The sequence below is a fragment of the Bordetella genomosp. 9 genome (assembly GCF_002119725.1).
Lineage (GTDB): Bacteria > Pseudomonadota > Gammaproteobacteria > Burkholderiales > Burkholderiaceae_B > Bordetella_C.
The window spans coordinates 1,798,590-1,813,873 of sequence record NZ_CP021109.1 but is presented as its reverse complement, the minus strand read 5'-3'; the positions used below and the strand labels follow the sequence as shown (position 1 = coordinate 1,813,873).

Sequence of the window (15,284 nt, the reverse complement as noted above, 5' to 3'; positions counted from 1 at the left end):
TCATGGAATCCCGTCTGCTCGATATACTCGTCTGCCCCATTTGCAAGGGCCCTCTCCGCTACGATCGTCCGCAGGCCGAGCTCGTCTGCGTGGCGGACCGGCTGGCCTATCCCGTGCGTGACGGTATTCCGGTCATGCTGGAAAGCGAAGCCAGAAATCTCGATGCCGAGCGCGGCGCCGACGCGTCGTAGGGCATCGTGGATTTCATCGCCATCATTCCGGCGCGCGCCGCCTCCACCCGGCTTCCCGACAAACCGCTCGCAGATATCGCGGGCAAACCCATGGTCGTGCGCACCGCGGATCGCGCGCGCCTGTCCGCCGCCAGCCGGGTGCTCGTCGCCACCGACGACCCCCGGGTCGCGGACGCCGCGCAGGCGCACGGCCATGAGGCCCTCATCACGCGCGCGGACCATCCCACCGGCACGGATCGGCTGGCAGAGGCAATAGATCTGCTCGGACTGGCTGACGACGCCATTGTGGTCAACGTGCAAGGGGATGAACCGCTGATAGAGCCTGCGTTGATCGACGCCGTCGCCGGCCTGCTTGCCAGCCGCCCGGACGCCGCCATCGCGACTTGCGCCTGCCCGGTCGCGGACGCGCAGGCCCTGTTCAATCCCAACGTGGTCAAGGCGGTGTGCGCCGCCGATGGGCGGGCGCTGTATTTTTCCCGCGCGCCCATCCCCTGGGCGCGCGATGCCTTGGCCGACGGCCAACGGCGGATGGCCGAGGGGCTGCCCGCATGGCACCATGTCGGCCTTTACGCGTACCGCGCCAACTTCCTGCGCCGCTTCCCGCGCCTGGCGCAAGGCGTTCTGGAACGTTTCGAATCACTTGAACAATTGCGCGCCCTGGAACACGGCTACACGATTCTGGTGCACCAGGTGCAGCACGCGCCCGCTGCCGGGGTCGACACCCCTGCCGATCTGGAGCGCGTTCGTGCCCACTATGCAAATGCGTTATAAGGGATTCGTCCAGCCGCACGCAGGCAAGCTCGCGATGCGCGATGCGGCATAATCGGGCCCAACAAAAGAATTACATCCTCAGGAGTTCCTATGCGTCTCATCCTGCTCGGCCCGCCAGGCGCCGGTAAAGGCACCCAGGCCGGTTTTATCACCCAGCATTTCGGCATTCCGCAGATTTCCACGGGAGACATGCTACGTGCGGCGGTCAAGGCCGGGACGCCTTTGGGCCTGGAAGCCAAAAAGGTCATGGACGCAGGCGGTCTGGTTTCCGACGAAATCATCATTGGCCTTGTGCGCGACCGGCTGGCCCAGCCGGATTGCGCCAAGGGCTATCTTTTCGATGGCTTCCCGCGCACCATCCCGCAGGCAGACGCCTTGAAGGACGCAGGCGTCAAGCTGGACTATGTCGTGGAGATCGAAGTTCCTGAAGAAGACATCATCGAACGCATGAGCGGACGGCGCGTGCATCCCGCCAGCGGCCGCAGCTATCACGTGCGCTTCAATCCCCCCCGGGCGGAAGGCAAGGACGACGTGACCGGTGAGCCGCTCGTGCAGCGCGACGACGATCGGGAAGAAACCGTACGCCACCGTCTGTCGGTCTATCGCGAACAAACCCGCCCCCTGGTGGACTACTACGCGAACTGGGCGAAATCCGATTCCCAGGCGCCCCGCTATCGCAAGATCTCGGGCGTGGGCGCCGTGGACGAAATCCGTACGCGGTTGTTCGACGCGCTTCAAGGCTAGCAGCGGATCAGGCAGGGGAACGCATTTATGGAAATCGCGAATAAGGTGTTTATCGTCACGGGCGGCGCCTCGGGCCTTGGCGCCGGAACGGCTCGCATGCTGGCGGCCAACGGCGCCAGTGTCGTCATCGCGGACGTGCAGGACGAAGCCGGAGGCAGCCTGGCCGCCGAACTCGGGCAGCATTACGTCCATTGCGACGTCACGCAGGAGTCCGATGCGCAGGCCGCCGTGGCCGCGGCCACGGCGCTGGGCCCGCTCTTCGGCCTGGTCAACTGCGCCGGGATCGCGCCGGCCGCGCGCATCGTGGGCAAGAACGGCCCGCACCCCCTGGACCTTTTCCAGAAAGTCATCGCCATCAATCTGGTTGGCAGTTTCAACATGATGCGCCTGGCCGCCCACGCCATGAGCGCCAACACGCCGGAACCCACTGGCGAACGCGGCATCCTGATCAATACCGCCTCTGTTGCCGCCTACGACGGCCAGATCGGCCAGGCCGCTTATGCCGCGTCCAAGGCCGGCGTGGCTGGCATGACGCTGCCCATCGCACGCGACCTTTCCAAGCTCGGCATACGATGCATGACGATCGCGCCCGGCATTTTCGGCACGCCGATGATTTTCGGCATGCCGCAGGAAGTGCAGGATTCTCTGGCCGCCAGCATCCCCTTCCCCGCCCGGCTCGGCCGTCCCGAGGACTATGCCAAGCTGGTGCACAGCATCATCACGAACGAAATGCTCAACGGCGAAACGATCCGTCTGGATGGCGCGATCCGCATGCCGCCCAAGTAAGCACGTCGAACCTTCGCCGCCCGGCCACATAGACCCGTCTACGCCATGAGTTTGTTGCGATCGGCCGCCACGGTCAGCAGTTTCACTTTGCTGTCCCGAATCGCCGGCCTGATCCGAGACGTGCTGGTGGCCCGCGCCTTCGGCGCAGGGCCGCTTACCGACGCGTTCTGGGTAGCCTTTCGGATCCCCAACCTGCTGCGCCGCCTGTTCGCGGAAGGCGCCTTCGCCCAGGCGTTTGTGCCGATCCTGGGCGATGCGCGAACCAGGAACGGCGAAGAAGCGGTACGCCATCTGCTGGACCGTGTGGCGCTGTTGCTGACCTGCGCGCTCATGCTGGTGACTGCGGCGGGTATCGTGCTGGCCCCATGGGTGGTGACGGCGATGGCCAGCGGGCTGCGAGGCGAGGCCGGCGCGGACGCGTTCGATGCCGCCGTGTGGATGACGCGGGCGATGTTTCCCTACATCCTGTGCATGTCGTTGGTCGCCTTCGCGTCGGGCGTGCTGAATACCTGGCGCCATTTCGCGGTACCTGCGTTCACGCCCGTGCTTCTCAATCTGAGCATGATCGCGGCGTGCCTTTGGCTGGCGCCCCGCTACGACCCGCCAGTCTACGCACTGGCCATTGGCGTGATGGCAGGCGGCGTGCTGCAACTGGCCATCCAATGGGCCGCACTGGCGCGGCTCGGGCTGGTGCCACGGTACAGCCTGCGGGTGCGGGAAGCGTGGCGCGACCCCGTCGTCCGGCGCATCCTGAAGCAGATGCTGCCTGCCATCCTGGGCGTCTCCGTGGGCCAGATTTCGCTGTTGATCAACACCAATATCGCGACGTGGCTGCCGCCTGGAAGCGTGACGTGGCTCTCCTATGCCGACCGCCTCATGGAGTTTCCCACCGCGCTGCTTGGCGTGGCGCTGGGCACCGTACTGCTGCCTAGCCTGTCGGCCGCGAATGCGCGCGCGGATGGCGACGCCTATAGCGCACTGCTTGATTGGGGCTTGCGCTTGACGCTGCTGCTGGGCTTGCCCAGCGCACTCGGCATGGCGCTGCTGGCCGACGGATTGGTGGCCACCCTGTTCCATTACGGCGCCTTTGCCGTCCGGGATGTCCTGCAGACCCGGCTCGCCGTCATGGCGTATTCGGTCGGACTGATTGGCCTGCTGTCCGTAAAAATCCTGGCGCCGGGCTTCTATGCCCGGCAGGACATCCGGACGCCGGTCAAGATTGCGATCGTCGCCCTGGTGGCAACGCAGTGCCTGAACCTGATCCTGGTGCCCCGCCTTGCGCACGCGGGGCTGGCGCTGGCGATCGCCCTGGGCGCGTGCATCAATGCCTCCCTGCTCCTGTGGGTGTTGCACAAGCGGGGCGTCTACCGCCCCGCACCCGGCTGGAGCGTGTTCCTGCTGCGCCTGCTGCCGGCCTTGGCCGCCCTTGCAGGCGTGCTCCTGTACGCAGACGCGCGTTTGAACTGGCTGGCGCTGCAGGCGCACAGCGGCCAGCGCATCCTGCTGCTTGCCGCCGTCCTGGCAGCCAGCGCCTTCGCTTACTTCGGCGTACTGGCATTGTGCGGCTTCCGCCCGCGGGACTTCACCCGCAGGCGCGCCATCAAGCCTGCATAGCCATTCATTCAAGCCACCCGGCCGCCCAGCCAGTGTCTCGGCGGCGGCTGCGCCTGCCCGGAAGACCGATTTTTTGCTTACCCCACTGGCAAATTTGGCCGGTTCTTGATAAAACGCTTTAATATTTACAATTCGACACCCCGACTCGCTCACCCTCGGACCCCGTTTTGGAAAAGGACGCCCCTCCGGACAGATCGACGCCCGTGGCAGACCAGGTCGTGAACTGGCTGCTGCTGTTGCGTTCCGGCCGCGCCTCCCAATCCGATTACGCCGACTTCCTGGCGTGGCGGGCCGAGAATCCCCTTCACGAGAGCGCCTGGCAGCAATTGACCTCGGCGCTCGGATCATCTTTCGGGCGTCTCAGCGATTTCTACCCCATCGGTTTTGCAACCCCGGGCAGCGGTGCCGCCGCGCCGCCTGCCGCGTCCTATGGATCCCAAGCCCTGGTACCCCGCCATTTGCGGGTGAACCGTACGCGCCGCCGCCTGCTGGCTGGCGCGCTCGGGCTGGGCATGGCGGCCGCGGCCGGTATCGGGCTGAACGAGGTCTACCCGTTGCACAACCTGACGGCCGACGCCGCCACTGCCACCGGGGAACGCCGCCTGTACAGGCTCTCGGACGGCAGCCAGATGCTTCTGGACGCACGTTCCAGGGTTCGCCTGGACTTTGCAGGCGCCGTTCGCAATGTCCGGCTGCTGGAAGGCGCCGTCACCGTCTCCGTGGCCCATGACCCCAACCGCCCGTTCACTGTGACCACCGACCAAGGCACCGTCCGGGCGCTCGGCACCCGTTTCATGGTGCGCCAGCAGGCGCGCCGCTCGCTGGTCGTCGTGCATGAGCACGAAGTGGAGGTCGAAACGCTCTCAAAGGCGCGCGGTGTTGTCGGCGCCGGGATGGGGGCCCGCTTCGACGATGCGCGCGTCGATACGCCGCGTCCGGAGCTGGTTGCCGACGCGGCGTGGGAAACAGGATGGATCGCGGTGCGCAACCGGCCCCTTGCGGAAGTGGTGGCGGCGCTGCGGCCGTACCGTAGCGGGATGCTGCGCGTATCCATGGCGGCCGGGGGCCTGCCGGTGACCGGACAGTTCCCCTTGGACGATACGGACGCCACCCTGGGCACGCTGGAGCGGAGCATGCCCATCACCGTGCGTCGCATCACGCCGTGGCTCGTGACGATCGACGTGCTGTCCTCGTAGCCCGGCCAACGCGTAAAGCTTGCAATCCGGGCCATAGTTGCTAAAATAGCGAGCTTTGCCGAATTTCTAACATACTCGCAACATGGCCAATACCGCCCAAGCTCGCAAGCGTGCCCGCCAATCGGTGGAACGCAACAAGCACAACTCCAGCCTGCGCTCGATGCTGCGCACCGCCATCAAGCGCGTGCGCCAAGCCGTGGAAGCCGGCGACAAGGCCGCCGCGACTGCCGTGCTGCAGAAGGCGACCAGCGTGATCGACCGCGTCGCGGACAAGAACATCATCCACAAGAACAAGGCTGCTCGGCACAAGAGCCGCCTGTCGGCCGCTGTCAAGTCGCTGGCCTGATCCGGCTGATTGCAACTAAGCCCCGGCTGCTTCGCCGCCGGGCTTGGCTCGCGACAAAAGCATTCAGTCGAACAAGCGACTTCGCGCGCAACGGCACGCCTGCCCGCGAGCTTTGCGCGAACCTCTCGGCAAATCGAAAGGACGCCCCGTGTGAACGGCGCCTCCCAGGTTGGCTGTACAGCTCCAACCTTCGGCGCGCTCCAAGGGACGTCCTTTTTGTTTTCGATTCGCCGGTGGCTATCCGTGCGTCTGGCGAGCCGCCGGCCAGACGCTACACGCCTATCGGAAGCTCTCCCGCAGCGCGAACGTCGCCTGCTTGAACACGCCCAGGTCGGTCCCCACGGCGACGAAGTGCATCCCCATATCGAGATAGCGGCGCGCGTCCGCCGGTACCGGGGCGAGTATCCCCACCGCCTTTCCATGGGCGGACGCACGCTCGTAAAGATGCCGTATCACCGCCTGCACGTCGGGGTGCGCAGGGTTTCCGATATGCCCGAGCGCCGCGGCCAGGTCCGAAGGACCGATGAAGATGCCGTCCACGCCCTCCACCGCGGCGATTTCGTCTACCGCCTCGATGCCGCGCCGGCTCTCGATCTGCAACAGTACGCAGATGTTGTCGTTGATGGTCTGCAGATAGTCCGGCACGGTCCCGTAGCGGTTGCTGCGTTGCATGCCCGCGACGCCGCGAATACCGGCCGGCGGATAGCGCGTGGCCGCGACAGCCCGGCGCGCTTCATCCGCGGATTCGATGAAAGGAATCAGCAGGTTGTAGAACCCGATATCCAGCAGCCGCTTGATCTCGACGGGATCGTTGATGGTTGGGCGGCCCACGGGCGCCGCGTCGCTGCCCTGCAAGGCTTGCAATTGCTGCAGGAACATGGGGACGTCGTTGGGCGAATGCTCGCCGTCCAGCAGCAGCCAATCGTAGCCCGCCAGGCCGGCCAGTTCGGCGGTGATATGGCTGGCCATGCACATCCAGAAGCCAATCACCTGTTCACGCGCGAGAATGCGCTGGCGAAAGCGGTTGGGGAGCGGTGAAGTCATCGTCGTGATCCTATCTGTGGGTGAGCGGGATCAGGCTTTGGCAGCCATGGGCGCAAGTACGAAGTCGGCGCGGCAGCGTTCGCATATCTCGCGCAGACGCATTTCCAGCGCCGCTGGGATAGGGATGCCTTCGCGTTCCCGGCGGGCCCGCTCCCGCGCTTCCGGTTCGCCGGCCACCTGCACCGGCACGTCCGGCTGCGCGCGAGGCGCTTCATGCATGGCGTCGATCATCTCGTCCAGATCGGCCTCGAAGGAGCCCGCGTCGCGGAACGCGTCCGGATTCAAGGCAAGAAAGAAATGGCCGATATTGTCGGGATCGCCGGGCTGCCGCCGCTTGGCATGCACGGCGGCGAAACCGCTGCCGTTCAGGGTGGATCCCAATATCTGCGCCATCATGGCGAGCCCATAGCCTTTGTGGCTGCTCATGGCCGGAGTGCCGCCCAGCGGCGTCAAGCCCCCTTCTGGACGATCGAAGATATATGTCATGGCCTGCGCGGCGTCGGTAACCGGCTCGCCACGTTCGTCCACCGCCCAGCCTGGCGGCAGCGGCTTGCGATGGAAGTCGTATACCTTCACCTTATTGGCCGCGACGGTGGTGGTCGCCATATCCAGAACGAAGGGTTCGTTGCGCGCCGCCGGCGCGGCGAAAGCGATGGGATTGGTGCCCAGCATCGGCATGGCCGCATGGGTCGGAACCATGATGACGCCATTGGCGCTGCTGGTCACCAGCCCGACGACGCCGCGGCGGACGGCGATGCGGGCGTAAACCCCCGCAGCGCCGAAGTGGTGGGAATTGCGTACCGCGACCGCGCCAACCCCGTGCTCGAGCGCTTTGTCCACTGCCATGCGCATGGCTTGCTCGGCCGCGGGATAGCCTAGGCCGCCCATGCCGTCCAGCAACGCCGAGGCCGTGCTGTCGCGTACCACACGGGGACGCGCGGCGATGGCCAGCGTCCCGGCCAGCACTTTTTGCTCGTAACTGGGCAGCATGGAAATCCCATGCGAATCGATGCCGAGCAGATCGGTTTCGGCCATCAGATCGGCGGCCGTGCCGGCCAGGTCCGGCTGCATGCCCCACGCACTCAGCACCCGCAGAATCTGCTCGCGCACGGATTCGGGCGATGCATTGAAGGTGGATGTTCCGTTGCTTGCCACTGCATGTCTCCTGTTTTGTGGGCCGCGTTCTTGGGGCGCAAAAGGCCGCGAATCAGTCGCGTTCGCGATCGACCAGCCGATACCGCGCCTGCCCCAGATGAAATTGCATGGTCGTGCGCGCCCGCTCGCCATCCTGTTCGCGGATGGCGGCCAGGATGCTCGCGTGTTCGTCCATGACCCGTTCGGCGCGCTGCTTCGATCCTGTGCGCGTCAAGTTCAGCGAAAGCCGCATGAAGCCGTGTATGGACTCATGGATGGTTTCCAGCACGCCAAGGAAGAAGTCGTTGCCGCTGGCCTCGGCGATGCTTGCGTGAAAAGCCAGATCCGCCTCCGCGGACACCCTGCCCTGCGCCAGCGCCTCGGCAAAGGCCTGGTGCGCCTCGACGATCTTCTTCAATTGTTCGTCGGTACGTCGCATCGCGGCCAGCCGCGCCGCCTCCCCTTCCAGCGCCAGCCGCACCTCCTGCGCACGCAGGTACGCCCCGACGTTCTGCACGTCGCCAAACGTTTTCAGGCGCGGGGCCGGCTGATGAATGACGAAGGTTCCCAAGCCCTGGTAGGCGCTGACCAGGCCATCGGCGCGCAGCCGCAGCAGAGCCTCTCGCACAACGGGACGCGAAACGCCGAACTGTTCACAGATCTCGTGCTCCGAGGGCAGCTTGTCGCCGACATTGAGCTCGCCCGACGCAATGCGGTCGAAAATCTGCCCGTACAGCTGGTCCCCCAATCGCACGCGCTGACTGCGGTCCAGCGTGCGGGCGCTCTCTCCGTTTGCCACGGTCGCTTCGGCCGTCCGGCCTTCGTGGGGCAGGTCCGACGCACGGTGCTTGCTGGACAAATCGCTCTCCTTCGAATCGAGCCCTAATCGTACGTCATCGAGGCGGCGCAGCCGAAGCGCGCCGCGGCAAGTCCCCAGGCAACGCCTTGACGCTATGCCGCCGCGAATTCCCGGTCGCGTTCGAACAAGGCGCGCGCGACCGGCGCCACCTGTTCCCGTTCGGCTGGGGTCAGCCCGGACAACAGGGGCAGCATGGGCCCCATATCGGCAACGCCGGCCAGTGTCACCGCATCGTGCAGCACCCGGATGGGGCTGATGCTGTCCCGGCAATCCTCCAGCGGCATGTAGGCAGCGCGCACCGCTTCCGCCTCATGTACCCTGCCAGCCTGCAGCAGACGAAGCAATTGCATCGACCCGCGCGGCGCCACGCAAACCGAACCGGAAGTGAAGCTTTGCAGGCCGAACTGCCGGAAATGAACGATGGCCGGCCGTTCGCCGATACCGCTGACCATGAGGCGCGCGTCGACTTCCTTGAGCAGGGCGGACAGGTAGGCGTCCTGGGACGGATCTTCACGCACCACGGCGTATTTGACTGCGGCAATGCGCCCTTCCTCGACCAAGCGCGCCAAGGTGGATGGCGCGATGTAGTTCGCAGCCTTGATGTAGATCACGACCTGACGCGAGATGGCGTCGCTGAAGCGGCGGATGCCGTCGGCCAGGCCCGCGTCCGTGAACGGAAAGGACATCGGAAGCAGCATGGCTGCCGGGAAAGCCCGCGACTTGAGGACCGCGGCCTGGTCCATCAATTTCCCATAATCCGGACCGGCCGATGGCAGCACCCAGGTGTCGGCGCCTGCGTGTTCGGCAAGGAAGTCCAGCACCCGGGCGTATTCGCTGACGGCAAGGTTGTAGAAGTTTGCATTGCCGCCATACATCACGCTGCGCACCCCGCCCTGCTCAAGATGCCGCAGAAGCGCGGCATTGGCCTGGGAATTGAGCGTCAGATCTGCGTGACGGGCCAGCGGCGGCACCGCGATGACCGAACGGCCTAGATCGTCCACGGTAACAAGCGTGGTTTTCATGGGGAGCTCCTGGGTAGAGGGGTTGGCGGGTCGGCGTTGGCGGGTTGCGACGGCGCACCGGTGCGATCGCGAGCACGGCGCTGCAAGCAGCTTGTCGGACAAGCGCGAACAGAATGCTGACAAGTATACTTGGTTGACATATCTACACTCAATCCATATAGTTGTCTAACAAGCACGTAGTCCGACAACCTACAACAGGACAAGCGCGCGGGGATCCCTGCACTCAGGCGCGCCCCTGACAACAGGAGACAAAAATGACCGGTCCGATTCGCGCCTTCGCGCTCGCCGCGGCCTTCGCACTGGGCGTCGCCGCGCCCGCCCTTGCCAAATATCCCGACAAACCGGTTACGGTGATCGTCCCGTTCGTCCCTGGCGGTTCCTCCGACATCACAGCGCGTGCCGTTTTGCCAGGCTTGAACAAGATCTTTGGTCAGACATTCGTCGTGGAGAACAAACCCGGGGCCAACGGCGCCATCGGGGCGCAGGCGCTGGCGCGCTCGACGCCGGATGGCTACACGATGATGGTCGGCTCCATCGGCACTTTCGCCATCAACCAGGCGCTGTACAAGGACTTGTCCTATAACCCCAGCAAGGACTTCAAGTACCTGACCATGGCGGTGCGCAACCCGAATGTGCTGGTGGCGGCCCCCACCTTCCCCGCCAACAACGTCGAAGAGCTCATCTCATACGCCAAGAAAAACCCTGGCGCGGTGTCCTATGCCTCGTCCGGCACCGGTTCGTCCGATCATTTATCGGCCGTGCTGTTCCGCCAGAAGACGGGCACCACCGGCGTTGACGTCCCCTACCGCGGCGGCGCGGCGGCGATCAGCGACCTCATGGGCAGCCAGGTCAACGTGTCTTTCCAGAACCTTGGCGCCGTGCTGACCCACATCAAGGCAGGCAAACTGAAGGCGCTGGCGACGACGGGCGAACAGCGCATCCCGGACCTGCCCAATGTACCGACGATGAAGGAAGCCGGCGTCAGCGATATGGTGGTGTACTCCTGGCAGGGCTTCGCCGTGCCCGCCGCGACGCCGCAGGACATCGTGACGTCGCTTTCGGACGCATTGCGCAAGACGCTGCGTGACCCCGCGGTCGAGAAGACGCTGAATGGCCTGGGTTTTGAAGTGGTGGCCGACAGCCCGGAAAAATTCACGGCATTCCAGCAACAGGAGGTCAACCGCTGGAAGGACGTGATCTCCAAGGCCAACATCAAGTTGGAGTAGCATAACCGCGCTCTCCGGAACTCCTGAACGACAGACGACATGACCGCCAAGCACCGCATCATCCAGGTCGGCTCCTACGCCGGATCCCCCACCGCGAACGACCGCCTGGCGCGGGACTACGATGTCGTCGAGCTCTGGAAGTATCCCGACCGGAAGGCCGCCCTGGCCGAGCACGGCAAAGGGGTCGACGTGCTTGTGACGTCGGCCAGCATGGGATGCACTGCAGAGATCATCGATGCGCTGCCCGACCTCAAGGCCATTTGCAGCTGGGGCGTCGGCTACGAGACCATCGACGTCAAAGCGGCCCAGCGCCGTGGGATACAGGTCAGCAATACACCCGACGTTCTGACCGACTGCGTTGCCGATCTGGCGTGGGGTCTGATCCTCGCCGCCGCCCGCCGCATCGCTTATGGCGACCGTTTCGTGCGCACCGGCGGCTGGGGGCAGGTCCACGGCAGCATCCCGCTTGGCAGCCGTGTCAGCGGCAAGAAGCTGGGTATCGTGGGCCTGGGCCGCATCGGCCAAGCCATCGCAAAGCGGGGCAGCGGGTTCGATATGGAGGTCCGTTACCACGGCCGCCGCCGTCGCGATGACGTCCCTTACACGTATGAAGCGTCGCTGCGCGACCTGGCGGCGTGGGCCGATTTTCTCGTGGTCGCGACGGTCGGCGGCCCCAGCACCTTCCATCTGATTTCGAAGGAAGTGATCGAAGCGCTGGGGCCCAAGGGCACCATCGTGAACATCGCGCGTGGCCCCGTCATCGACGAGAACGCCTTGGTCGAAGCCTTGCAGACCGGCAAATTGGGCAATGCCGCCTTGGACGTTTTCGAACATGAACCGAAGGTGCCCGACGCGCTCAAGGCAAACGACAATGTGGTGCTGCTGCCCCATATCGGCAGCGCGACGCTGGAAACGCGCCTCGAGATGGAAAACCTGATGCTGGCGAATCTGGAGGCTTTCTTGAAAACCGGGAAGGTACTGACGCCGGTCGTGGAATAAGCCCCCGATTGCGATAAACCGTCGCCCATCTACAGAGGATGGGCGATTTCCCTTTCCTGGGTCTTCAGGCGATTATCTTTGGCGAAATCGACGACGAACTTCCATGCGAGAGGCTCGAGTTCGCGCAGGCGTTCATCGACCACCACACTGCGTTCGCCATCGATGATGACCGGCATCACATAGGGCGAGTAGTACAGCCCGCGCGTGCTCGGCGCGCTGCCCGGCGGCCGGAATTGCGCCATGACGCCAGCGAGCCGCTCGGCCCAATCGCTGGGGCGAAAGCGCCGTCCATCTTCCGTAACACCGAGAATAACGAGTTGTCGCACGCGGAATACCGTTGGTTCTGCTATCGGCGACGAGCGCTCGCTGCGCCGTCAGGGACGTGGCCGCAGGACTCGTGCCGCGGCGCCGATTGTATATGATTGAAGCTTACGGATTGTATTCGGCGCGCGCCCTCGCGGTCGAACTGAGGCCTTTACGCTGGCATTTGCAGCGAACCCCGGCATAAAGGACGCGTTCGCAAAGTACAGGCATAATGAGGCGCCCCGCCCGCCCCTCTCCAGCGGGCCGGACCAACGATTTGCAGACTGACCATGACAACAGCAAGCACTCCAAATGGCCCCTTGCGGCATTTTCTGCAATTCCGGGATTTCTCTGCGGCTGAAATCGCCTACGTGCTGGATCGCGCACGCCTGATAAAGGACAAGTTCAAACGCTACGAGCCGCACATGACCCTGCACGATCGCACCTTGGCGATGGTCTTCGAAAAAGCGAGCACGCGTACACGCGTTTCGTTCGAAGCGGGCATGTACCAGATGGGCGGATCGGTCATCAACCTGACGTCCAACGACTCCCAGCTGGGCCGCGCCGAGCCCATCGAGGATACCGCTCGCGTCATCTCGCGCATGGTCGATATCGTCATGATCCGCACGTTCGAGCAGACGCGCATCGAACGCTTCGCCGCGCATTCACGCGTGCCGGTCATCAACGGCCTGACCAACGAATTCCACCCTTGCCAGATCCTGGCCGACATCTTCACCTATGTGGAACACCGCGGGCCGATCGCCGGCAAGACGGTGGCCTGGGTCGGGGATGCGAACAATATGTCGTACACCTGGCTCCAGGCGGCAGAGATGCTTGGGTTCACGCTGCACGTCTCGACGCCGTCCGGCTATGAGCTGGACCCGGCGCGCATCGGCACGCCGCCCGACGGCGTGCTGCGGCAGTTCAGGGACCCGATGGAGGCCTGCCGCGGCGCGCATCTGGTGACGACCGATGTGTGGACCAGCATGGGATATGAAGCGGAAAACGAGCAACGCCGCGCGGCATTCGCCGACTGGTGCGTCGATGCCGACATGATGGCCGTGGCTTCGCCCGATGCCGTATTCATGCATTGCCTGCCGGCGCACCGCGGTGAAGAAGTCACCGGCGAGGTCATCGATGGGCCGCAAAGCGTGGTTTGGGACGAGGCGGAAAACCGGCTGCACGTCCAGAAAGCCCTGATGGAATTCCTGCTTCTGGGCCGGCTGTCCTGACTTCCAGGCCGGTCGCGTTCATTCGCACGCGGCAAAGAGTCTTCGCGATCCGACGAAAAACGTCCGTTGCGCCCGCCCTTCCGGCGGGCGCAATGTTTTGCGGCGCCGTAGGGCATGCACGTCGCTGTCGCGCGACCGCGCCATCGCCCCTCGTCCCTCTTCTCTTTCCCGTTCTCCTGCCTTCCCGCTTCCGCCGGATCAACGTCCATACCCCGGACTTACCCTCGATCGGGACAACCCGGATTTCCTGCGCCGCTACGCGAATATAGTATACAAAGTACGGTTCCGTCGGGCCCTCAGGAGGAGCAGTGGATCGTCCCATCGACACAGCGGCATCCGCCGCGTCCGGCTTGCGCTATATGCCTCTGTGGCGATGCCTGCAGGCGCTTCGCGACGGCGAAATCACGGCCGAGGCGCTGGTGGACGCTTGCCACGCTGCCTTTCTGGAAAACCACCCCGCCATCAACGCCCTGCCCGTCCACGACTATGACGCGGCCAGGATCGAGGCACGGCGCGCCGATGCGGCACGCCGTGACGGCGCCCTCCCGAGTCCGCTGCACGGCATCCCCTTTTCCATAAAGGAAAGCTTCGACGTCGCGGGCTGGCCCACGACGTGCGGCGACCCCGCCCATGCCGGCCGCCGTGTCTCCGAAGATTCCGATGTGGTGCGGCGGCTGCGGCAGGCGGGCGCGATCCTGGTGGGCAAGTCAAATGTGCCGGTCTACCTGCGCGATTGGCAAAGCTACAACGCGCTGTACGGCACCACCCGCAACCCGCATGATCCGGCGCGCACGCCGGGCGGCTCATCGGGCGGCAGCGCCGCCGCCGTCTGCACCGGCATGAGCCTGTTCGACGTCGGTTCGGACATCGGTTCCTCGCTGCGCAATCCGGCCCATTACTGCGGCGTCTTTTCCCACAAAAGCAGTCATGGGCTGATCTCGCTGCGCGGGCATGGCATCGGCGGAACCGACGCGGCGCCGGACATCAATGTTGCCGGCCCCATCGCGCGTTCGGCACGCGACCTTGAAATCCTGCTCGGCGTGCTTGCCGGCGGGGCCGACGGCGCGACTGCCCACATGCCGCTGCGGCCCGCGCCAGACCGGCCGCCGCGCGAGTTCCGCGTGGCGGTTCTGCCAACCCATCCGTTCGCGCCGGTCGACGCAGATGTCGCCGGCGCCATCGAGACGCTGGGCCGCCGCTTGTCGGCCATGGGCGTGCGGGTCAGCTGGAACGCGAAGCCGGCCATCGACGCGCGCGCGCTGTGGCGAACCTATGTGCTGATGCTCCGCGCGGCGACGTCCACGTACATGAGCGATGCCGCGTTCGACACTGTGCGAGCGCTCGCCCGGCATGCCGATCCTGGCGACGACTCCTATGCGGCCCTGCAATATGTGGGCGCAGCGCTGGATCATCGGGCCTGGCTGCGGCTTGCCGAGACGCGGCGCGGCTTTGCCCGCGCCTGGGCGGACTTCTTCGGCGAGCATGACGTGCTGCTGTGCCCGGCGGCCGCCACCGCGGCCTTCCCGTTGAACGAGACCGGCGAGCCGTGGCAACGCACGCTGGACGTGAACGGCGAGGCGCAGCCGATGACGACCCAATTGTTCTGGGCCGGCCATTCCGGCCTTTGCGGCCTGCCATCGACCGTGGCGCCGGCCGGACGCACGGCGGGCGGACTCCCCGTGGGCGTGCAGATCGTCGCGGGCCTCGGACGCGATCTGACTTCCTTGCGCTTTGCCCAATGGCTGGAAGACAACGGCTACGCGTTCCAACCGCCCGTCCGCCTGCGAAGCGCCTGACCGCGCGACCAAGCACCGTAT

General features: G+C 65.2%; 16 protein-coding genes. 11 read left to right on the top strand and 5 right to left on the bottom strand.

What is annotated here, in order from left to right; genetic code table 11:
- Positions 1–2: 2 nt before the first annotated feature.
- The 7 genes from CAL13_RS08420 to rpsT all read left to right on the top strand — a co-directional run bounded on the left by CAL13_RS08420 (position 3) and on the right by rpsT (position 5,648).
- Positions 3–191 (top strand): Trm112 family protein, encoded by a 189-nt coding sequence (locus CAL13_RS08420; protein ID WP_086073565.1) that lies wholly within the window; start codon positions 3–5, stop codon positions 189–191.
- Between the two features lie 6 nt (positions 192–197).
- Positions 198–962, top strand: a complete 765-nt coding sequence (gene kdsB, locus CAL13_RS08415) for a 3-deoxy-manno-octulosonate cytidylyltransferase (protein WP_086057005.1) — start codon at positions 198–200, stop codon at positions 960–962.
- 90 nt (positions 963–1,052) lie between these two features.
- On the top strand, positions 1,053–1,706 hold the full coding sequence (gene adk / locus CAL13_RS08410; protein WP_086072070.1) for an adenylate kinase: 654 nt from the start codon (positions 1,053–1,055) through the stop codon (positions 1,704–1,706).
- A 27-nt stretch (positions 1,707–1,733) separates the two neighbouring features.
- Positions 1,734–2,492: a 3-hydroxyacyl-CoA dehydrogenase gene (locus CAL13_RS08405; RefSeq protein WP_086057003.1), complete on the top strand. Its 759-nt coding sequence runs from the start codon at positions 1,734–1,736 to the stop codon at positions 2,490–2,492.
- 45 nt (positions 2,493–2,537) lie between these two features.
- Positions 2,538–4,106: a murein biosynthesis integral membrane protein MurJ gene (gene murJ, locus CAL13_RS08400; RefSeq protein WP_086057002.1), complete on the top strand. Its 1,569-nt coding sequence runs from the start codon at positions 2,538–2,540 to the stop codon at positions 4,104–4,106.
- Between the two features lie 203 nt (positions 4,107–4,309).
- Entirely contained in the window at positions 4,310–5,302 is a 993-nt protein-coding gene (locus CAL13_RS08395) for a FecR family protein (protein WP_086072069.1), read from the top strand.
- Between the two features lie 82 nt (positions 5,303–5,384).
- Positions 5,385–5,648 (top strand): 30S ribosomal protein S20, encoded by a 264-nt coding sequence (gene rpsT, locus CAL13_RS08390; RefSeq protein WP_086057001.1) that lies wholly within the window; start codon positions 5,385–5,387, stop codon positions 5,646–5,648.
- Positions 5,649–5,927: 279 nt separating this feature from the next.
- Here the strand turns inward: rpsT and garL are convergent, their stop codons facing one another.
- The 4 genes from garL to CAL13_RS08370 all read right to left on the bottom strand — a co-directional run bounded on the left by garL (position 5,928) and on the right by CAL13_RS08370 (position 9,707).
- Positions 5,928–6,701, bottom strand: a complete 774-nt coding sequence (gene garL, locus CAL13_RS08385) for a 2-dehydro-3-deoxyglucarate aldolase (RefSeq protein WP_086072068.1) — start codon at positions 6,699–6,701, stop codon at positions 5,928–5,930.
- A 21-nt stretch (positions 6,702–6,722) separates the two neighbouring features.
- A complete protein-coding gene (locus tag CAL13_RS08380; RefSeq protein ID WP_232467829.1) occupies positions 6,723–7,763 on the bottom strand; it encodes an Ldh family oxidoreductase in 1,041 nt (346 codons plus the stop codon).
- A gap of 136 nt (positions 7,764–7,899) precedes the next feature.
- Complete coding sequence (locus CAL13_RS08375; RefSeq protein ID WP_420042440.1) at positions 7,900–8,625, bottom strand: FadR/GntR family transcriptional regulator; 726 nt, start codon at positions 8,623–8,625, stop codon at positions 7,900–7,902.
- Between the two features lie 152 nt (positions 8,626–8,777).
- Positions 8,778–9,707: a dihydrodipicolinate synthase family protein gene (locus tag CAL13_RS08370; protein WP_086072066.1), complete on the bottom strand. Its 930-nt coding sequence runs from the start codon at positions 9,705–9,707 to the stop codon at positions 8,778–8,780.
- Between the two features lie 254 nt (positions 9,708–9,961).
- On the opposite strand from CAL13_RS08370, the gene CAL13_RS08365 reads away from it, so the two are divergent.
- Positions 9,962–10,933, top strand: a complete 972-nt coding sequence (locus tag CAL13_RS08365; RefSeq protein WP_086056997.1) for a Bug family tripartite tricarboxylate transporter substrate binding protein — start codon at positions 9,962–9,964, stop codon at positions 10,931–10,933.
- A 39-nt stretch (positions 10,934–10,972) separates the two neighbouring features.
- Complete coding sequence (locus CAL13_RS08360; RefSeq protein WP_086072065.1) at positions 10,973–11,932, top strand: 2-hydroxyacid dehydrogenase; 960 nt, start codon at positions 10,973–10,975, stop codon at positions 11,930–11,932.
- A 29-nt stretch (positions 11,933–11,961) separates the two neighbouring features.
- Here the strand turns inward: CAL13_RS08360 and CAL13_RS08355 are convergent, their stop codons facing one another.
- A complete protein-coding gene (locus CAL13_RS08355) occupies positions 11,962–12,282 on the bottom strand; it encodes a DUF3579 domain-containing protein (RefSeq protein WP_086056995.1) in 321 nt (106 codons plus the stop codon).
- Positions 12,283–12,525: 243 nt separating this feature from the next.
- Between CAL13_RS08355 and argF the strand changes: the two genes are divergently transcribed.
- Entirely contained in the window at positions 12,526–13,467 is a 942-nt protein-coding gene (gene argF, locus CAL13_RS08350; RefSeq protein WP_086056994.1) for an ornithine carbamoyltransferase, read from the top strand.
- A gap of 359 nt (positions 13,468–13,826) precedes the next feature.
- Positions 13,827–15,263 (top strand): amidase, encoded by a 1,437-nt coding sequence (locus CAL13_RS08345; RefSeq protein ID WP_086073564.1) that lies wholly within the window; start codon positions 13,827–13,829, stop codon positions 15,261–15,263.
- Positions 15,264–15,284: the final 21 nt, after the last annotated feature.